Source organism: Streptomyces sp. BHT-5-2, assembly GCF_019774615.1.
Classification (GTDB): Bacteria; Actinomycetota; Actinomycetes; order Streptomycetales; family Streptomycetaceae; genus Streptomyces.
This window is the reverse complement of sequence record NZ_CP081497.1, coordinates 2,265,326-2,285,583: the sequence shown is the minus strand read 5'-3', so window position 1 is coordinate 2,285,583 and position 20,258 is coordinate 2,265,326. Positions and strand designations below refer to the sequence as shown.

Genomic DNA, 20,258 nt, shown 5'->3' with positions numbered 1-20,258 from the left:
GTCCTTAGGGGTCAGGCCGGCCAGTGGGCGCTGCGCAGTTTCGAGGAGGTGGTCGCCGCGCCCAGGGGAACGAGGAGGATCAGGCACAACAGGGCGATCGCGGCGTGGTGGGCGAGGTGGCCGAGCAGGAGCCCCGCAGCGGCGCTTCCGAGCGGCGCACCGACAGAAAGGACGGTGAAGCTGCCGGAGATGACTCGCCCACGTACGGCGTCGTCCACCTGATGGAAGACGATGACGTCGATCAGGACGTAAAGCGCTGGCTTCCCCATTGATATGGCGAAGAGCAAAAAGAACACTCTGACCGGCGAAGCGGGGAAGAGCAGAGTGGCGGTCATGATCAGCGAGATCCACACCACGCCGAGGAGGAGGATACCCGGACGGAATTTTTGGTGCAGACGCGCCACGAGTGCTGCACCAGTCAGATAGCCGACCGCTTCTCCGGAAAGAGCCAGGCCGATGACCTGCGCGTCGACACCCTTCTTCTGGAAGTAATTGATCAGTATCAGGTTGAGGGCGGCGAAGATGAAATTCTCCAGCGTCATCAGCCCCGTGACGGACCGCAGAACCGGGTCCTTCCACAGAATGCGCGGGCCGGCCGTCGCCCCTCCGAAGAGGGCACGTGGGGTCAGTCGGCCGACTCCCTGCCCGGTCGTTGGAAGGCGGGTCAGAAACGCGGAGGCCATGGATGCCGCGAAGCACGCCAGGACCACCACGAAAGGCTGCGCAGATCCCACCGCGAACAGGACACCTGCGAGCGGAGGGCCGGTGAGCATGGCGATGTTGACCCGCACCTCATCCTGACTCATCGCCTGCCTCAGTTGCTCGGGAGGGACGATGGAACGCAAGGCGAGGCGCCTTACCGGCATCCCGATGGCACCCGCCACGCCAAGCGTGACAGCCCCGGCGAAGAGGCCAACGATGTCCACACCACCCATGAGTACGAAGCAGAGAACACCCACGGTCACCAGCGTTCTCAGAGCTTCGGACACCAACAGAAGGTTGCGCCGGCTGAAACGGTCGGCAAGCGCACCGACCGGGATGCCGAGCAGCACGGCCGTTGCCGGCTGGGTCGCCGCTAAAAGTCCTGCCAGCAGGGCTGATCCAGTCAGCGAAAGGGCCAGCAGCGGATAGACAAGGAGAGAGATCGATGTCCCGATGGCTCCGACGGTGGTACCCAGCCAATAGCCCTGGAATCTCCAGTTCCTCCGCAGCGGCACAAGGTCGCTTTGCGGCGTTTCAGTACTGGTCATTTCCGGCGGCCTGCCCTGAAGGGCCATGAAAAGAACAAAGCGAACAGCCCCTTTCGGGCAGATGGTCAAGGCGTAGCAGGACGTGCGTCCGAGGCATGCCGGCTGGCTTGCCCGACACGCGAGCTTTAGGTGTAGAGTGCAGTAATCGCTGGCCACACGGGCCCGACTTCCCAAGTAGGCATGTTGCGTGCTGCCGTTAGACGGCGAACACCTGAGCAGGGCCGAGCGTCAGTTCAGCAAGTGGCTTGCGCGGTGGATATGCATAAGGAAACGCACAGGTCGTCACTCGGGGCGGCGAGTGAAACGGCCCGACGTATCCCTCACGAATCGCGCGATCGACTGAGGGTCACACCTGCACGACGTTCCGTCAGTCGTCTACGAACTGAGGCAGCGGGATCAGGGGCCGTCCGCCCTGTACTCGAACAGCGTCGCCATCCGCCCGCCTACCAGCGGGTGCGGATTGCGAGGCGGTGACGGGTGCGCTCTCATAGTCGAACGACCTGAGCAGCCTGAACATGACTGGTTCCTCCTTCAGGGATCTCCACGTCCCTTAAGTGGTTGAAGGCGGCAGGTCAGTTCCTGACTGTCAGGCATATACCTGAGTCACAGTGGCGGGACCGTGCCGGAATCGCACCGGCTTCCTGGGTCCTGCCGCCCTGGTGAAGTTGTGGGGCCTGTCGAGCCCGAGGGGAGGTGAATCTCGACGGCGTACTAGGACGACGCCACGTCAAGCAAGCTGGACGGCCGCCTCGCTGTGTGATCGCGCCGGCACCAATTCGCTTGGATCGCAGCGGACTTGGCTCTGATTGCGCAACTGCAATACTTAGCCGCCGCGCGGTGTGACCTCGACTCGAACAACTTGGGCGTTCGAACCGGAGCCATCGCACTCATCCCCGTATCCCCCGGAATCGTTCCGTGCTCATGCTGGCGAAGTAGCCGATCGGTCCGGTCAAGACGTGTGACTGCTGCGGTCGTCAGGAGCACGGGCAAAGTGTTGATCAAGAACGTTGCACATTCGCGTCAGGATGTAAAGCCAGTGTGACGTCGTCATCTCTCACGTCACCGTCGCGATGCGCTGGAACGAGCGGGCTCGGGCCCTTGCTGCTGTGCTTCGTGCAGCTGTCACCGCTGGGATGCGAACCGCATGGCGTGCGGCGCGCTGGACTCTTCAAGCGCCTTGGCCTGCTGGCGCGTTCGAACATGTCTGTTAGGGTCCAGTACGTGACGGTGGTCGGCTGACGTGATGCTTACGTCAGTGGGCGGTCTCCCGCCAGAGCACCGGTCCGGCCTCTCCGTAGCGGTACCCGCTCGGATGCTGTGACCTGCTCGCAGACCTCCGCGTAGTGCAAGTCCGCGACCGAAGAGCGGATGCACGTGAGCCGAGGGCGAGTCGGCTGCGTGCGAAGTGGCGTTGTTCAGCCGTAGCGAGTCACCGAATGCCGGCGACTCGCGCCGCGGTGACGGTCCCTTCGTACGCCTTCCTTGATCTGCCAACCGCAAAGAGGTAGCCCTCATCATGTCGACCTTCGTCGAGCGCGACGCTGTGGAAGTAGTCGTCGCAGCCCAGTGGTTCCGCATTCTCGGCTCAACTCCCGAATCCCTCGACACGAACTTCTTCGACTCCGGGGGCAATTCACTGGCGGCCGCCCGTCTTACCACCGCCCTGTGCAAGGCGTTCCACACCGACTTCCCCGTCCAGGTCGTCTTCGACGCACAGACGTTCCGCGGTATCAGCGACTGGATCAGGCGAGGCATTCCGGCTTCCGGCAAGCGGCTGGTGACGCTGAACGACAAGGGCGACGGGATACCTCTGCTTCTGCTGCCTTCCGGTGGCGGAGGAGTCATCGGCTTGCAGCGCCTCGGCGGTGCGCCACTCAACCGCCAAGTGTTCGGGCTTCAGGCACTCGGGCTGGACCCGCGGGACGGCTTGCCGTTCACGAACCTTGACGAGATGATCGCGGACTTCGTGCGAGTGGTGGAGGAATCCGCGGTGCCGCGCACCCTGCACCTCGCCGGGTACTGCGCGGGCGGCGTCTTCGCCTACGAGTTGGCACGAGCCCTGCGCACACGGGGCTGGGACGTCGTATCCGTCTCGCTGTTCAACACCTCCCTCTACCGCCGTCCGCTGATCCTCGACGAGATGATTGAGGAGCGCCTCACAGGCATAGCCTCGTCGATGGGGCTGGAGCTGGCCGCGGACGAAGTCGATGCCGAGCATGTCTTTCACGCGCTCAAGACCAGGGGCACCGACATCCTGGAGGCCGACCTCGCCTCGTTCGAGGCCCGCTTGCGCGTCTACGGATCTCTCTGGATTGCGGTTACGGGGTACCAGCCCCAGCTTCAGGACGTTCCCGTACGGCTGTTCAACGCGGCGGATCGCTACGACCCGGCGGACCTGGCTCTCATGACAGGAGAGGACCGAGACTGGTCCGATCTGGGTTTCGCCGACTTCCGTAGTTTCGAGGTCGAGGTGAGCCACCGGGACATGCTGCGGCATGAGCCGACGCTGCATTCCATCGAACGTTCCCTCGCGGAACTCGACGGCGCGGCGAACTGGCAAATTCCCTCCCGGCCCGCACCCACACGAACACGGACACGCCGCGAGGTGTCCCCCAGCGGCGAGCCCGGCCTGGACTCCGATGCGCTCCTCGCCCTCGGCCGCGGCACCGACCTTCCCGAAGCGGACCGGACTCCCGTCCACGAACTCGTCGCAGAGCACATGCGTACCCACCCGGAACGCTCGGCCGTGAGCTGTGGCGTGAGCACCATCACCTACGGACAGCTGAATGCCTGGGCAACTCAAATCGCCTCCGAACTGACCATGGCGGGTGTCACGCAAGGGTGTCGTGTCGGCGTACTGGCCGAGCCCTCGATCGCCATGGTGGCTACAGTCATCGGCATCCTGCGATGCGGCGCTGCCTACGTCCCGGTAGACGTGGCCCACCCCGACCGGCGTATCGAGACGGTGTTGTCCGACGCCGGCGTCGCGGCACTAGTGGTGACCACGTCCACGCAACGGCGGCCGGTCGCCCCGTCACTTCCTCGCGTTTGTGCAGAGTACGCATACCACTCCGAGGAGGCTGCGACTGATACGGCCACCGGACTTGGGCCAGTTGATCCAGCTACAGGTCGAACGCACCTCGCTCGGGGCCCTGTGCGCGTGGCGGCAGACGACATCGCGTACCTGATCTACACCTCGGGTAGCACGGGCGAGCCTAAGGGTGTCCTCGTCGGTCACGGCGAACTCGCCGCGTCCACCCATGCGCGCCGTGCCGTTTACCCAGGGGTGCCGGTCTTTCTGCTCGTGTCGCCGCTGGCCTTCGACTCCTCCGTGGCCGGGATCTGGGGGACGCTCACCGCAGGCGGCCAACTGATCGTCGCCACGGCCGAGGAGGTGCGCGACCCGCATCTCCTGGCTCGATTGATCGCCCGCCACGGCGTGACGCATCTGTTGTGCGTGCCCTCCCTGTACTCGGTTGTCCTGGACGCGGCAGAGCACACCGGCACCGACGGGATGAGCACGCTCGACACAGTGATCGTGGCCGGCGAGCCGCTGCCCGAGGAGCTGGTCGAACGCCACTTCGCACTGCACACGGGGCTCGTGGCTCTGGTGAACGAGTACGGTCCGACGGAGGCCACGGTGTGGGCGAGCTACGCCCGATTCGAGGCTCCCGGTCCGGTCTCCATCGGGCGCCCGGTACCGGGCGCCCGACTGTACGTGCTCGATGAGGAGCTCCGTCCCCTGCCGCTCGGCGCCAAGGGTGAGCTTTACATCGGCGGCGCCGGGGTGTCCCGCGGATACCACGGACGTCCCGAGGCGACGGCGAGCGTGTTCCTCAACGACCCGTTCACCGGTCAGGACGGCGCGCGGATGTACCGGACGGGCGACCTCGTCCGCTGGAACTCCGACGGGACACTCGACTTCGTTGGACGAAGCGACCATCAGGTCAAGGTCCGTGGGCACCGCGTCGAACTCGGCGCTGTGGAAACGCATCTGGCTTCACTCCCCGGAGTACGCGAAGCCGTCGTCATACTCAACGCCGCCGGGACCGGACTGCTCGCTTTCGCTCGTGCGTCCCGGTCGCCGGCTCCCGATGCCACAGAACTGCGCGGGCAGATGGCAGAGCGACTGCCCGCCCCCATGGTGCCGGAGCAGATCGTCGTGCTGGAGAGCTTCCCCCGCACGGTCAACGGCAAGGTCGACAGGGCCGCGCTGCAGGAACACCTCACCTCCGCGTAGCACTGGTGCACTCAAGGGCAGTTGTCGGCAAGAGACCCGGCGGTATGGCGTCGGTAGTGCTGCATTGGGGCGGCATTGGCACGGTGCGCTCGCGGGTAGCCCGCGCCAGCGGCGACCGCACCGGCTGGCTGAGGCCGGGCGAATCGTGCCTGGGCGTTCCCAGGCGGTCGCAGCCTGATCAGCTCCGGTTCCGCATGATTGCTCTGTTGCCGATACGCCTTGCCGTCTGTCGGACAGCCAGGAACAACTGCAATACAGCGGCGGAGGCTGACAACTCGACCAACCTCCTCCCCGCGGCGGTGCGCCGTCTGCGAGCGGATGGCGTCGGCACCCTCGATCAGAGATTCGATCTCGCTCCTAAAGCGGGGCTGCGGCCGGGCACGTCATACCTCTGCCCTGGCAGGGGTCGCGGGAGGCTCGTATGGGAGGTACGGCGACGATGTCAGCGAGCGAGGCCACTCCGCCGGTGTCGGTCTCGCGTCTGTCGAGGGCGCTGCGGCGTGCGGTCGCCACGTCGAACAGGGCGGGGCCGTGGATGTCGTCGGGCAGGAACTGCGGTGGCCGTTGGCTGACCCAGGGCAGCTCCGCATGGCTGGCAAGGTCTGCGGCGACCTGGGCTCCGGAGTTGCCTCCGCCGACCGCGGACACGCGTCTTTGGTGAAGTCGGCCGGATGGCGGTAGCCGCGGTGTGCAGTTGGCGGCCGGAGAAAAGTTCCCGGCCGGGGACGACGTGCAGGAAGGGGCGCGACCAGGTGCCGGTGACGCTGATGACCGCACGCGCCTTCCGGCTGCCGGAGTCGGTCTCCACCCGCAGCCGGTCGCCGTCGCGGTGGACGGCCTGGGCATGGATGCCGTGCTGGACGGGCGGCTCGTACCGCTTCTCGTACTCGGCGAGGTACTTCACCACGTGCCCGGCGTCCGGGTACGTCTCATGCGACTCGGGTGGGATGAGGCGGCAGGGCAGCGAGGAGTAGGCAGTCCGCGTCTGCCCGCTGCTTCATGCGGTGGGCTGTCCGCCGTCCGTGTTGGTCTTGCCGTTGATGAAGATCACCACCCCTCACCGCTCGATCCGCAGATATCTCCACAGCGGAAACTGTGCGCCGCACCAGCCACACCCAATAGGACAAGGGGCGGACCCGACTCGTATCCTTCGCCGATACGAACCCCACGCCACGCGCAGACAACGGCACAGGTCACCGTCCTGAGGCCACGAAGCCACAAGCCGAGAACACGCAATCTCCACATCAACCCGACACGAACCCCCACACCCGAGCTCGGAAGAAACCCCAGGTCAGCGGACTGCTCCGCCAAGGGCCCGCGCACCCATTTCGACCACCCAACCGATCCCCTTATGCAAAAAGCCCGGTCAGCGCACTGACCAGGCTTTTTGCGTGTGTGTCCGAGGTCCGAGTTGTACTGGGAGCCTACGGATCACGCCGCTCACTACCGAGCTGGAGCTACTCCAATAGTCCATTTGTTACTTCTACGGTACTCGGGGGCGCCGGAGCCGTCATCACTCAATCGTGTGGCACTTGCTATTCGTCTGCGCGGGCTCGACCGTGTGACTCCTACAGCGAGGCTGTGGAGATGCCGTCGACTGCTTCGCGTTCAGCGCCGCCGCCAGTCTCCGGTGCGGATCCGCGTCGAGCACGCCAACACCGAACTCAAGCAGTGGCGGCCGCTCCAGCGGTTCACCGGCCGGCGTGAGACCTACGCAGAGGCCCGCCTCGCGATCGCCGGGCTGGTCTCCGACCGCTCCGCCCCCAGGGCCACACGCCGCAAGACCAGCACGAACTGGTGCTCGTCCGGCAGAGAGCCTTCTGATCAACCACGAGCTCAACCGCCAGGCCAGCACGCCTCGACCTCAATCGCTCCCAAAACCATAAGCCGCAGGTTCTCGTTTTGGGCAGGACTCGCGCCGGCGGCCAGGCGCTGCAGGCCTCCCTACCGTCAGGGAGTCCCCCTGTCCGTCCACACCGCGGAGCCCGAGGTAGGGCGGCACTGATGCCGCGCACGAGCACCGGATTCTCAAGGCTGGGCTGAACGCGGCTGGCGCCCGCAGCCACGGCCTCACCCGCATTGTGGCTACGGAGGCTGCCCCCGGCGTATAGGCCGACTCGTCCGCCCCTACCTGGGACTTCACCTTGGAAAGGGGTCCTGACCTGTGCCGGAGGCCCTTTCTGGTCTTTCAAGCGCTTGCCCCCTCACGCGGCCGAAAGTCCCTCTGACAGAGCTGAAAGTCCCTGAAAGTCCCATAGGTGTGCGGCCATCGGAGGCGCCTGAGTAGCTTTGTCGTCCTTTGCCGTCCAAGACGACCGCCACTGGACGGCCGCACGAATTTCGCGGTCGAACACGACTTGCGTTTCCCGGACTCCCCGAAGGGCGACCGCCACCCGCCAACACCACAGCAGCCCCACGGTTGGTGTTGACCCTTGCAATCCCCGGTCGCTTTGGAGGACCGTCGCCGCCGGTAGGGTGCTGAAAGCCGGAGGTGAGGGCGCCAAAGTTGCGATCCTCGTCCGCCCCGGAGGGCGATGTCGGCGTACACGTGAACGTGGCTCTGGCAAGATTTTCGTAGCCGGAGATCATCTCGGTGACACGGTGGGCCGGTCCGCATAGCGTCGGCGGAGGTGGGCGATCAGGACGACGCGGTGGCGGAGGAGTGGGACGCCGGCGCGGCCAGCCATGAGGCGTTTCTGCAGCTTGACATCGGTAATACGGCCTTCGTTGACTCCGGAATTGTATGGGGTGGTGATTCCCTGGGCGACGGCCTGTTGGTCTTCGCGCAGGGCTCCAGCGAGGCCGGCGAGAGGGGCCAATCCGCTGGTTGCGAGGGCGTCGAGCCAGCCCGGAAGGGGTGTGGCGTCGCGGTTGTCGAGCATGCTGGCGAACTGACGGACCAGGTCGTGGGTGTGCCTGAGCTCAGGGCAGTGATCGAGGAGCCGGGGCAGGCGGTCGTTGATGTGTAGGCTGCGGCGGCCCGGGTGGGTGGTGATCCAGCGGGCGGCTTCGCGCGGGGACGGTAGACGTTCGCGGGGGTGGTCCAGAGGCAGCCCGCGTCGCAGGGGTGCGAGGGCCATCTTCACGCGCTGTAGTGCCCGAGGTAGCCCTTGTTGCGGAGTTCCTCGTGGAGAACCATCGCGTTGTGTTCGCCCTCGTCCCAGCGTTGTTGCAGGTAGCCGCGGTAGGGGTCCAGGGTGGAGGACTTGAGGGGCGGGCGGCGCATCACTTCCTGCCAGGTGCGGGCTCGGGCGTACTTGCGCACCGTGCGGCGGTCCAGGCCGAGCTCCCGGGCCACGGAGCTGTGGCTCCGGCCGGTGTGGGTCAACGCATGTACGGCCTCGAACAACCTTCGGGCATGGCGCCCGGCCCGGGTGTCCGCCGCGGCGTCCTCGGCAGTCTCCTCGACCGGGGCGGTGTCGGTCGCGCTAACCGGGGGCAGTGCTGCGGGAAGGCAGCCGCGGTGGGTGGAGGCGATGTCCTGGACGCGGCGGGAGAGTCCCTGCCAGAGGTGGAAAAGGTCGCTGACCTGCACTGCGTCGGGGGCACCAACTGTGATGCCCTGCCGGTAGGTGAGGGAGCCGTCGCGGCAGGCGACCTCGACACCTGGGTGCTTGCGGAGCCACTGGCTGAGCTGTTCCGCGTCGCGTCCCTCCCAGAGTGTGAGCGGGAGCCGGGTGGTTGCGTCGACCAGGAGGGTTCCGTAGATGCCACCGTAGAGCGCGAAGTCATCCACCCCCAGCACCCGGGGTGCCTCCAGTGGCGGAAGCGGCACCCGCATCAGCTGAGACAGAACGGTGCACCGCGAGAGCGTGACGTTCAGGATCCGCAGCATCCGGGCACCACCCCGGCCGGCCAGCACCACACCGACGGCCTCTACCAGGCGCTGCAACTGTGGTGTGCGCCGCTGGTAACGCACGGTCAGCCCTGGCACCTGCTCGGCGAAGGTCACTTTCGGGCAAGTCGGGTTTTCGCAGTACAGGCGGCGTACGGACAAGTCGATGCGCAGAGGCCGACCTCCCAGAATGACGTCGGCGAGGCGCCGTACATAGCGGCTGTGGCGCCACGCGCTGTTCTTGCCGCATCCGGTACATTCCGCTGGAACACCGGACCTCGTGCGGGCGCGGACCGCCACGACAACATCGGAGACATCGACCGAGACCACCAGCACATTGACCAACTGCGGTAACAGGCTTGCCAGTTCAACAGAGCACAGCCACAGGCTGCCCGCTATGCGGACCGGCCCACCGTGTCACCGAGATGATCTCCGGCTACGAAAATCTTGCCAGAGCCACTTCGGCTCGCACGCTGACAGGCGACCCCACGCGCACGCGAGCGCAGCTATGGAGGAGACAGCATCAGGCGGTGCGATCCCCTGCCCGCCCCGAGAGCGACCGCCACCAGGCCAGCGCCGAACCAGTACTCGGCAATGCAAGGGTTGTGATCTTCGGCCGGCTCAGGGGCAACCGCCACTGCCATGTGTCCTACGTATTCTCGTCCACCGAGCACGGCATTGCAATCTTCAGCCGCTGGGTTGGGCTGTCCCCAGCGGCGGCGGAGGGCGGCTGCCAACCGGCCAACGATCCACCAGATGCCCTTATTACGATCCCCGGCCCCCGGGGGGACCGCCACTTGGGCGGCAGCGTTCTCCGGCCTGGGCCTGGACTCTTGCGATCCCCGGCCACCCCGAAGGACGACCGCCACATGATCGTGCGCCCCTCAGGTGACAGCATGTTGTCGCTGTTGCGATCCCCGGTCGTCCCGGAGGGCGACCGCCACCCGCACCGTGCCCTGGGCGGTGTGCACGCGAGGGACATTGCGATCCTCGGCTGTCCCGGAAAGCGAGTGCCACTTGCCAAGCGGGCGGGTGATCAGCCCGATGGCGAAGTTGCAATCCACGGCCGTCCGGGGGAAGACCGCCACCGGTGCGAGTGGCCGGTCTTTCGACCCGATCCGTTGCGATTCCTGGCCGCCACGGAGGGTGACCGCCACGAGGGCGAACTTCACGACCAGGTCCCCGCTCTCGACGTGGTGACCCTCAGGCGCTCCGAGGGGTGACCGCCACGAGCGCGGCGAGCACCTTGGCTGCTTGTCCCTTGCAGTTGCGACCCACGGCAGCCTGGGAGGTGACCGCTACCCACCTGCCTGGTGGGCATCCGACTAGGAATCGCTGTTGCGGTCCACGGCCGTCCTGGAGGCGACTGCCACACGTGCCGCGATCGCCAACAACAAGGGCGGGGCGAAGCTGCGTCCCACGGTCGCTCCGGAACGGACCACCACATCTTGGTCCTGGTGCTGCGGCTCAAAGCTGTGGCGTTGCGATCCATGGTCGCTCCGAAGGACGACCACCACCTGGTCACAACCTCCCCCACGACCCCAAGCGATCTTGCAATCCTCGGCCGCCCCGGGGGACGACCGCCACGTGGCCGTGCGCCTCCGCGTGTTCACGGAGTTGCGCATTGCGATCCTCGGCCATCCCGGGGGACGACCGCAATGCGTCGGCTACCAACGTTCCCGCACCCTCGGGAGATGTTGCGATTCTCGGCCGCCTTGGAGGGCGACCGCCACCGGTATGCCAGCGCATCGAGGGTAGTAGCGCCTCGGGCCCGGTTGCGATCCTCGGCCGCCCCTGGGGGCGACCGCCACCCAAAGTCATCTTGGACATACGCCGCACCCCGATTCGGTTGCGGTCCGCGGTCGTCCCGGAGGACGACCGCCACACCGATAAGCTGACGCTGCGCTACCTCAAGCCGTTTGAGTTGCGACCCTCGGCTGCCCCAGGGGCACTGCCGTGGCGCTGCCTCACCTTCACCGCCATCGTCTACGGCTGGTTGCTATCCACGGTCATCCCAGGCGACGACCGCCACGGCAGGCGAGACGCTCGGCCAGCGACGGTTGCGATCCTCATCTGCCCGGGGGCGACTGCCACGGCTCAGAAGCCGCGAGGCGGAAGCCATGACGTCGTCGTTGCGATCCCCGGCCGCCCCGGGGCAACCGCCTCCCCGAGTGGCATCGGGGACAGTAGAACACCAGTTGTCGGAGTTGCGATTCGCGGTCGCCCTGGAGGACGACCGCCACCCTTGAGGGCCGAAAACAGCTCGACCACCAAGCGGTTACGATCCTCGACCGCCCCGGAGGGCAACAGCCACAGGCTACCCTGGCCTTCCGCGGGAGCGACATCGAGTCGCGATCCACGGACGCGCTCCGGGGACGGCTGCCACAGGTCGGCCTCGACCCTACAGGCGGCGAGGATGCCGTTGCTATCCACGGCCGCCCGAAGGGCGACCAGCACGCGCTGGGGACGCTGAGGCGAGCGAGCAGCTGCGTCCAGTTGCGATCCACGGTCGCCCCGGAGAGCGACCGCCACCATCGTCGCTGTCATCGTGTGGAAGAGCGCGAAGCGGTTGCGATCCCCGGCCACCCCGGAAGGCGACCGCCACCTGTCACCGACATTTCTGGGCCTCCCCTGAGTGCACGTTACGATTCACAGTTCGCCCCGGTAGGGCGACCGCCACTGCCCGGATCCGGGCCACCTGAGGGCGGTTAGGCGGTTGCGATCCTCAGTCTCCCCGGAGGGTGACTGCCACGACTTGATCCGCTCGTCGACTGCGATGTGGTTAACGTTGCGATCCTCGACCGCCCGGGAGGACAAACGCCACGTCGCATTCGCGCTCGAAGGTGCCATAGGCGGAGGGCGACCGGCACATAAGCAAGACGTCATGCAGCGCGGCGGACAGATCCTTGCGATCCTCAGCTGCCCGGAAGGGCGACCGCCACCCACTTGTCGTGCTGAGCAAGCGCGTAAGCGATGTGTTGTTGCGATCCTCGGCCATCCAGGGGACGACCGCCACATGACGCTGTGACCGACGAGGTGGTCATATGGCCATTCGTTGCGATCCTCGGCCGCCCGGAGGGCGACCGCCACAGGGCTCCGGCGTTGATCTCGCGGAGTGAGCCACCGTTGCGATCCACGGCCGCTCTGGAGGACGACCGCCAGCCATGACGATCATGTTGCCACTGGGCAACCCGTCGCCGTTGCGACCCATTGGTCGCCCGGAGGACGACCGCCACTCGCGGCGAACGCCGATTGCAGGCTCGGCGCGATCTGGTCGTTGCGATCCACGGTCGCCCCGGAGGACAACCGCCACGTGCCGAGGACGGCACGACCGGTGCACGGTGCACGAGCTGCGATCCATGGTCGCCCTAGAGGATGACCGCCACTCCAGCCGTCAGCGTCTTCCTGAATTTTGTTCAGATAGTTGCGATCCACGGTCGCCCGGAGACCAACCGCCACGATGACCCAGGCCGCACCGATCGGCATCGCCGCCATGTTGCGATCCTCGGTCGCCCCGGAGGACGACTGCCACTGTCGAACGCCTTCCCCACCTCGTGGCCCTCAGTCCAGTTGCGAACCACGGTCGCCCCGAAGAACGACCGCCACTACCGGCTGCAGGGTAAGGATGTCCGCGGCAGAGCGGTTGCGTGAGGCTCAGCGAAGAGCGGTTGCGATCCTCGGTCGTCCTGGAGGACGTCCGCCACGTGCTGGGCCTCCCAGTAGCGGCGCAGCGCCAGGCCGTTGCGATCCACGGTCGCCCTGGCGGACGACCGCCACGCCCAGTCCGCTCCCCGTCGACAACATCGTCAAGCTGTTGCGATCCACGGCCGCCTCGGCGGACGACCGCCACCATCGGAACGCAGACCCGGGCCGATTCCAATATGCATGCGTTGCGATCCACGGTCGCCCTGGAGGGTGACCGCGACTCCCGTCCCATGGGCACCGGCTTGCCCAGGACGGGGCGGTTGCGATCCTCGGCCACCCTGACGAGCGGCCGCCACGTGAGACGGTGCGGTCGTTGCCGATACGGCAAGTGTTGCGTTCCTGGGTCGCCGTCAGCCGACGAGGCGGGTGAGGGCCACGCCTTCGGACATGGTGTCTTCGTCGATGTCGATCTGGTCGGCGTAGTCGTCCCAGGATCGTGCTTCGCTGTGGCCCAGTGGCTTGATGCGGATCCGGTCGAAGAGTTTGTGGGCGGGTGCCCGCCCGTACGAGTTGTCGTGGGAGAAGATGTACAGGCCGCGGATGGCCATTTCGCCTCGGGAGGCGGCTCGGTCGTGGTCGAACATCATGGTCATGGCTTGCCAGTAGGCGGCCAGGTCTTCCGAGGTGACGTGTGCCTTGGTGCCGAGGGCTCCGGAGTAGAAGCCGTGGCCGCGGTAGAGGCCGTAGGGGACGTAGTGTTTGTTGCCCATTTCGGTGACCTTGCCGTTGGCGAGGTCTTCGGGCTTGTTCGGGGCGACGCGGGTGATGCCGGCCTCGAGGGGGGTGATGGGGTCGATGGAGCGGGAGAAGGTGAGCTGCATGGGGCCGCGGGCCTTTCCGGCGTGCTTCTTCTGGTCACCGACGGACATGACGGCGCCGAACAGGCGCACGTCGTAGAAGTTGCGGATCATCCACTCCTGGGCGCTGGCGGTGTTGCCTTCCTTGGCTCCGCCTTCGTGGTAGGCGCGCTGGATTTGCGGGTTGAGGGCGACGCCTTCCTCGACGTACATCTCGAAGCCAGGCTGCCCTTGGTGGGCGAGAGTGATGGTGTTGCGGATCTTTCGCTTGAGGGCGACGTCGGTGATGAGGCCCTGGCTGGTGATGGGGTCGATGCGGGGCATGCCGCCGGCATCAGGGTCGCCGTTGGGATTGCCGTCCTTGACGTCGATGAGGAAGACGTAGTCGTGCTTGCGGGTGGGGTCCAGATGTGCGTCGGTCATGACTGTGCTGGGTGTCCTTCCAGGTTTGGTTGTGTGGTTGTGGGCTGTTGGGCGCTTACCGGAGCGCGCTGTGTGTTGTGCTTGCGTCCTCGGTGGCTTCGGGGAGGGCGTCCGCTACCTGGTCGTCGGCGAGGTCCTTGCCGGCCTCGCGGGCCTTGATGGCTTCGGCTGCGGCGCGTGCGGAGTGGGCGCGTTGATGTTCGTAGCCGAGGATGAACAGGGCCTGCTGCTCGGCGTTGAGGTGGGCGGGGAGGTCATCGAGCAGGTCGAAGGCTTCCCGCATGCGGATTTCCATGGCCTTGGCCGCGGGTTCGCTCTTGCGGGCGACGGTGCGCAGGTGGGGATGTGCGCCGATGCGGAGCCGGGTGAGAACGGCTCGGGGCGAGACGACAGCGGTGGTCAGGTACTTGTCGGTGATGGTGGTATTGACCTTGGGCATGGCCTTGCGCTGGATCGCTTCGAGCATGGCCATGATCCGTCCGCATACGTATCCGGGCTCGGTCGAGGTGGCGTTCAGCTGGGGCACGCTCAGCTCCTTGTGGCGGGTGGTCGTACGGGTCAGGGCGAGGCGCAGCAGCGCGATGCGAGGCCGGTCGATGTGGTGGTCGGCGCGGATGCGCTGCATGAGGACCGGCAGGACGTGGGCAGGCAGCGGGGTGCCGTGGAGTGCGGCTTTGGCGAGGTCGGCTTGCAGATGCACGGGGATGGTGGTGTCGATGTACTTGCTTTTCCGCTTGTCCCAGCGGGCGGCGGCCAAGGCGAGGCGCCAGACTGACCAGTAGACGTAGGTGTTGTTCCAGCCGTCCCAGGTCTGCTGGTCGGCGAACCAGGTCCCCAGCCGCCGCTTGAGCTCGGGGACGGGGATGGTGATCCAGTCGGCGACGATGACCCTGTTGGTGTTTACCCGCAAGGTGACGGCGTGGAAGGCGTCCTCATCGAGGGCGGCCAGCGCATCGCGTCCCTTGCGGGGGTGGCGGAGACCGTTGACGAGTTGGGCAACCTCCGTGGGGTCTGGGTTGTCCAGGGTCCACATGTCGGTTTCGGTGGTGGGGTCGCGGGTCCACCACACGATGGCTGAGTCTCCGGCGTAGGTGCGGTGCTCGGGGTCGGCCAGCAGCGTGTTCAGGGCGGTGGTGGCCTTGGTTCCGCAGCGGACGCAGACGGGGGTGGCGCCTAGCTGCTTGATGCCGGCCCGATAGTGGGCGGGCTGGTTGAGGCAGATCAGCTGCGTGTTCATCCCGGAGTTGGGAAGGCCCTTGATGGGAACCGGGAGAGTGTTCAGTAACGATCCCGTCTCTCCGCAGACGAGGCAGATGCCTTCCTGGCTCTTGCCCGGCTTTCCGCTCTTGGCGCTCGTGACTTTCTCGGCCCACCAGCGCTGGGCTTGCGGCAGGTCGTGGATCCATTCGCCGTCCACGCTGATGGCCACGAGATGCCCCTGGTCCATCGCCTCCGGCCAGCGGTCCGGCGTGTGGCTGTCCAGCCACTTGGTCAGCGTGCGGGCCTGGGGAAGGTCGGGGTGTTCGTCGCACCAGGAGGTCACCATGGAGCGGTAGGTGGCGTGACGCTGCTGGGCCTTCGTGAGGTCCTTCGGGCTGGTCGACGGCAGCTTCTCTCCGTCCGACTGCTTCACCAGGCCGGGGTGGGCGAGGACGTACAGCGCGCTGTCGGCGAGCAGGAATGGCGGCGGGTTCTTCCCGGAGCGGACTCCGTAGGGGGCGGTGACCTGCCGTGGCTTCTCCCCCTTGCTGGGGCGCAGATCGATGATCAGCGGCTCGCTGTCGCCGGTGCTGGAAAGATCGATCTGCCACATGACCAGGCGTCGCTGGTAGTAGTCGGGGATGGCATCCTCGCGGCTGTCGGCGTGCTGGACGAGGCTGTGCAGCAGCACGTCAGGCCGTCCCCTCGGCAGAGGCGCGGCCCTCGGCCCCGGGCATCCCGCCCACCTGAGCGGAATCGAGCGGGCGAGGTGGCACGTGGAGAACGCCGTTTTCCAGACGGGCACGGAACCAGTGGTAGCGCTCCTGACCCTTCGGCAGGTACTCGATGTGGTGGAGCATCAGCCCGATCTCGTCGATCGGGGGAATCCCTGCCTGGTCGGCAGCGGTGACGACGCCGGCCTCCTCGGCTGATCCGCGAGGACCGAAAAATGCCGTGAACTCACGGCATCCCAGGTGGGGTTGCTCGAAGCAGGCACCGCGCTCGACTCGGCGGTCGAACTGGTCGCGGTACTTCGGCAACGGCATCGTGCGGCGGTCGATGGCGTTGATGGTGGCGTGGATGCGGTAGGCGACGTCCCGCAGTGCGACGGTGACGCGCTGCCCGCGGTCCTCGGCGACGTCGTAGCGGTAGCCGTTGTTGGCGCGAAGATCCTCGTAAGTCTTCTTGGTGATGATCGAGTTGTTGACTTCGTTGCGCCGGAATCTGGTCCACTGCACCGGCTTGAGCAGTTCGATCCGCTCGACCCGGTAGGTGATCTCCGGCTTCCAGAGGATCGCCTCCAGCAGCCCTCTCGCTGCCGAGGGGGTCATGGCTGGGTAGGAAACCCTTTCGACCTTGAGCTCTGGGCGGGTGAAGCAGGCCAGCGGCCCCCATGCCTCCACCTGCACGTGAAGCGGCCGATCGACCCTCTCCTCGCGCTGCCGTTTATGGCCCGTAATCATGCATCTTCCTCCCTTATGCACTGGCTGGCTCGGCCCGTTGTCAGTGCTGGCGGCTAGCGTCGTTGCGTCACCTCGATCCACGTCTTGCGCTACGCGGATCGGCGGAGAATGTGGCGGCCTGTTCGGATCTCAGCGCAAAAATGATGGGAAGTCAAATATGCTTGAAAATAAGGCAGTTGAACCGTTATGCGATCCGATGCCGGTTCCGGAAGGCAGGCTGGTAGCCCACTCACCCGGCCATCGGGGCCTCTGGCACTGGTACGAAGACCACGCCCGAGGCACCGGCGAGCTGGCCCGCCGCTTCGCCGAACCCTGGGGAGGCGGAGAACTCGCCTACCGGCTGGGGCGCGACCACGACACAGGCAAGGGCGCGTGCGCCTGGCAGGACGGACTGATCGAAGAAGCCACGACCGGCCGCAAGCTCCACCGTCCCTCACACCATGAGGCCGGGGCGTTCCTGTTCGCCCAGGCGGCCCGGCGCCATCCGGTGCTGACACCGTTTGCCGGTGTCATCGAGGGACACCACACCGGCCTGTCCGCCTGGTCGGAACTCAGGATCCGGCTCAAGAGGCTGATGCTGGACTCCACAGAGGTGAACCAGGCGATTAGCCAGGTCGCCGAAGTCATGCCGGAGATCCTGGACGGAACATGCCCGGCCGCTCCGGAATGGCTTGACCCGCGCGACAGGACCAGCGTGGAGATGCTGATCCGCATGACCTACTCGGCTGTAGTGGACGCGGACCGCCTCGACACCGCCGCACACTTCAGGCCCGGCACGGCCCCCCGGCCGCACGTGGGCATGGCGGAATTATGGGGGCGGTACGAGACCCGCCGCCAGGAGGCTGTTGCCGAACGCCAATGCTGCAAGGCTCCCTCGTGGCTGGACAGGCTCCGCGAGGATGTCTATCGGGAGGCCATCGAAGCAGCCGCCAGCGAGCCTGGGGTATACCGGCTGCACCTGCCGACCGGTGCAGGAAAGACATTCGCCGGCGGCGGCTTCGCCCTCCGCCATGCCGCACTGCACGGGCTGCGGCGCGTCATCGTAGCGGTCCCATTCATTTCGATCACGGAGCAGAACGCGGCGGTCTACCGGAGCCTGCTGGATCCAGAGCATGGGGCAGAGGTGGTCCTGGAACACCACTCCGCAGTGAACTTCGAGGCGTCCGACCGGCGCGGGTCGCGGCCCTCGGGCACCTCGGGGGGCGTCCACCCAGGTCAAAAGCATGCCCGCTCCAACCCGTGGGTGAAGCTGGCCGCAGAGAACTGGGACGCACCGTTCATCGTGACCACCACAGTCCGCCTGATCGAGAGCCTCTTCGGAAACAGCCCGTCCGCCACCCGCCGGCTCCACCGCCTCGCGAACTCCGTCATCGTCCTGGACGAGGTCCAGGCCCTCCCCGACACGCTGCTGACACCCATCCTGTCCGGACTGCGGCAACTCGCGGAGCACTACGGGGTGACCCTCGTGCTGTCGTCAGCGACCCAGCCGGAACTCACCGCACTGAACCCCTGGCAAACCGGCCTGCCGCAGCGGAACATCGTCGCCAATCCAGCGCCGCTCTTCCATCAGCTGCGCCGGGTCCGGTACGAGTGGCGCACCGGTCCAGAGGTGACCCTCGGGAGCGTCGCCACAGAGGCCGCAACGCACGACGACGCTCTGGTGGTGGTCAACGGAACGAAGGACGCCAGCCACGTGCACAAAGTGTGGCTCGGCGACCGCGAGGAAAATCCGGGCACTCTGCACCTGTCGACCCGTATGACCGGCGGCCACCGCAGAGAGACCATCCAGGTGGCAAAGCAACGCCTTGAGGCCGGCCTGGACACTCTGCTGGTGTCGACGTCGTTGATCGAGGCCGGCGTCGACCTCGACTTCCCGCGCGGATTCCGCGCCAGGTCGCTTCCGGAGTCCGAACAGCAGGCCGCCGGACGCATCAACCGCGAAGGCCGCCACCGGGCCGAGGACAGCGTCATGACCATCTTCGAACCGTCGGACGGCCTCCAGCCACGCGTGATCTACAACCGTTGCGGCATCGCCGCAGCATCTCGTCGCTTCGGCCAGGGGCTGAAAAATCCAGACGATCTCGACGCACTGCGCTCCTACTACCGGCACCGCTACCGACTCCAGGCCGGAAGCTCCTCTACAGATCCCAACGGAGACACCGGAGAAGCCATCGAGGCACTACGAGAGAAGCTGGACTACCCGGAAGTCGCCCGCAGAATGCGCATGATCGACAACGAGCACTCCGTGGCCGTCGTCGTCATCCGCTCCCAACTCAACCAGGAGGACCGGCAGGGCGCCCAAGACGCCGTCAAACAACTCCGCAGCGGAGTACCGACCCCGGAGACCTACCGCACACTCCAGGACCACATGGCATCCATCCCACAACAAGAACTGCAGACAGCAATCAACACTGGCCACGCCGTCGAAGTCGCCGGCGACCTGCGCGAGTGGACCGGTCCCTATCATCCGCAACGAGGCATCGAGCCGCCCGCGTAAGGTGCACTCGGCGAGGTCCTCGGCGGTAGGTGTCGGCGTACGGCCTTGGCTCCCCAGTTATGTACAGACGAACGTCCCCAGCTGTTAGGCCACTTCGTTCTCCCGCTCGATGGCCTTGAGGCGGTTCTTGAGTCGGTAGCTGGGGCCGTTGATGGAGATCACTTCGCAGTGGTGGAGGAGGCGGTCGAGGATCGCAGTGGCGAGGACCTCGTCGCCGAAGACCTGGCCCCACTCACTGAAGGTCTTGTTCGACGTCAGGATGATCGAGCCCTTCTCGTAACGCTTGGAGATGACCTGGAAGACCAGGTTCGCCTCCGCTCGTTCGAGAGGCTGATAGCCGACCTCATCGACCACCAGGACGCTCGGCCGCAGGTAGGAGCCGAGCTTGTTGGTCAGCCGACCCGCTGCCTCGGCAGCCTTGAGGTTGCGGACCATGTCGTCGAGGCTGGTGAAGTAGATCGAGTAGCCGGCCCGGCAGGCCGCGACCGCGAGAGCGACGGCGATATGTGTCTTGCCGACCCCGGGCGGCCCCAGCAGAGCGGCGTTCGACTTGGCCTCGACGAAGGACAGAGTGGCGAGGTCCTTGACCTTGCGGGGGTCGAGTTCGGGCTGGAAGGAGAAGTCGTACTCATCGAGCGTCTTGTGGTGCGGCAGCTTCGAGATCCGCAGCCCAGTGCGGAAACGGCGGTCGTCGCGGACGGCGAGTTCCTCAGAGAGCACCAGGTCGAGAAAATCGAGGTAGCCCATCTTGCCCTCGTCCGCTCGCCGGGTGAACTCGTTGATGGTTTCCGAGAGATGGGGCAGGCCGAGCTTGGCGGCCGTAGTGCGAATGCGGTTGCCGGTCAGCT

Annotated in this window: 11 protein-coding genes, 1 pseudogene and 1 riboswitch; of the genes and pseudogenes, 3 read left to right on the top strand and 9 right to left on the bottom strand. The window is 66.3% G+C overall.

What is annotated here, in order from left to right; genetic code table 11:
* Positions 1-11: 11 nt before the first annotated feature.
* Positions 12-1,250, bottom strand: coding sequence for an MFS transporter (locus K2224_RS37760; protein ID WP_221911594.1), 1,239 nt, complete (start codon positions 1,248-1,250; stop codon positions 12-14).
* A 552-nt stretch (positions 1,251-1,802) separates the two neighbouring features.
* A riboswitch (cobalamin riboswitch) is annotated at positions 1,803-1,943 on the bottom strand.
* Between the two features lie 823 nt (positions 1,944-2,766).
* On the opposite strand from K2224_RS37760, the gene K2224_RS37755 reads away from it, so the two are divergent.
* Positions 2,767-5,490, top strand: a complete 2,724-nt coding sequence (locus tag K2224_RS37755) for an amino acid adenylation domain-containing protein (protein ID WP_221911593.1) — start codon at positions 2,767-2,769, stop codon at positions 5,488-5,490.
* A 405-nt stretch (positions 5,491-5,895) separates the two neighbouring features.
* On the opposite strand, the pseudogene K2224_RS37750 reads toward K2224_RS37755, so the two are convergent.
* Positions 5,896-6,466, bottom strand: a pseudogene (locus K2224_RS37750) (NAD(P)-binding domain-containing protein); the annotation flags it as partial.
* Between the two features lie 1,654 nt (positions 6,467-8,120).
* On the opposite strand from K2224_RS37750, the gene K2224_RS41180 reads away from it, so the two are divergent.
* Positions 8,121-8,459, top strand: a complete 339-nt coding sequence (locus K2224_RS41180; protein WP_260693749.1) for a hypothetical protein — start codon at positions 8,121-8,123, stop codon at positions 8,457-8,459.
* A 113-nt stretch (positions 8,460-8,572) separates the two neighbouring features.
* Here K2224_RS41180 and K2224_RS41175 read toward each other — a convergent pair whose 3' ends face one another.
* The 6 genes from K2224_RS41175 to cas5c form a co-directional block, all read right to left on the bottom strand.
* Positions 8,573-9,442, bottom strand: coding sequence for a transposase (locus tag K2224_RS41175; RefSeq protein ID WP_260693747.1), 870 nt, complete (start codon positions 9,440-9,442; stop codon positions 8,573-8,575).
* A 767-nt stretch (positions 9,443-10,209) separates the two neighbouring features.
* Complete coding sequence (locus K2224_RS37740; RefSeq protein WP_221911592.1) at positions 10,210-10,497, bottom strand: hypothetical protein; 288 nt, start codon at positions 10,495-10,497, stop codon at positions 10,210-10,212.
* A gap of 1,999 nt (positions 10,498-12,496) precedes the next feature.
* Complete coding sequence (locus K2224_RS37735) at positions 12,497-12,820, bottom strand: hypothetical protein (RefSeq protein ID WP_221911591.1); 324 nt, start codon at positions 12,818-12,820, stop codon at positions 12,497-12,499.
* A gap of 560 nt (positions 12,821-13,380) precedes the next feature.
* On the bottom strand, positions 13,381-14,250 hold the full coding sequence (cas7c, locus tag K2224_RS37730) for a type I-C CRISPR-associated protein Cas7/Csd2 (RefSeq protein ID WP_221911590.1): 870 nt from the start codon (positions 14,248-14,250) through the stop codon (positions 13,381-13,383).
* Between the two features lie 55 nt (positions 14,251-14,305).
* A complete protein-coding gene (gene cas8c, locus K2224_RS37725; protein WP_221911589.1) occupies positions 14,306-16,141 on the bottom strand; it encodes a type I-C CRISPR-associated protein Cas8c/Csd1 in 1,836 nt (611 codons plus the stop codon).
* Position 16,142: 1 nt separating this feature from the next.
* Entirely contained in the window at positions 16,143-16,913 is a 771-nt protein-coding gene (gene cas5c, locus K2224_RS37720) for a type I-C CRISPR-associated protein Cas5c (RefSeq protein ID WP_221911588.1), read from the bottom strand.
* A 157-nt stretch (positions 16,914-17,070) separates the two neighbouring features.
* On the opposite strand from cas5c, the gene K2224_RS37715 reads away from it, so the two are divergent.
* Positions 17,071-19,410, top strand: coding sequence for a CRISPR-associated endonuclease Cas3'' (locus tag K2224_RS37715; protein ID WP_260693745.1), 2,340 nt, complete (start codon positions 17,071-17,073; stop codon positions 19,408-19,410).
* Positions 19,411-19,494: 84 nt separating this feature from the next.
* Here the strand turns inward: K2224_RS37715 and istB are convergent, their stop codons facing one another.
* Complete coding sequence (gene istB / locus K2224_RS37710; protein ID WP_221912206.1) at positions 19,495-20,256, bottom strand: IS21-like element helper ATPase IstB; 762 nt, start codon at positions 20,254-20,256, stop codon at positions 19,495-19,497.
* Positions 20,257-20,258: the final 2 nt, after the last annotated feature.

What these genes read in the sequence shown, in the direction of transcription:
- K2224_RS37755 (WP_221911593.1), top strand. Translation starts at nt 2,767, where the DNA reads ATGTCGACCTTCGTCGAGCGCGACGCTGTGGAAGTAGTCGTCGCAGCC.
- cas7c (WP_221911590.1), bottom strand. Translation starts at nt 14,250, where the DNA reads ATGACCGACGCACATCTGGACCCCACCCGCAAGCACGACTACGTCTTC.
- K2224_RS37735 (WP_221911591.1), bottom strand. Translation starts at nt 12,820, where the DNA reads ATGGCGGCGATGCCGATCGGTGCGGCCTGGGTCATCGTGGCGGTTGGT.
- cas5c (WP_221911588.1), bottom strand. Translation starts at nt 16,913, where the DNA reads ATGATTACGGGCCATAAACGGCAGCGCGAGGAGAGGGTCGATCGGCCG.
- K2224_RS37760 (WP_221911594.1), bottom strand. Translation starts at nt 1,250, where the DNA reads ATGACCAGTACTGAAACGCCGCAAAGCGACCTTGTGCCGCTGCGGAGG.
- K2224_RS37715 (WP_260693745.1), top strand. Translation starts at nt 17,071, where the DNA reads ATGCTTGAAAATAAGGCAGTTGAACCGTTATGCGATCCGATGCCGGTT.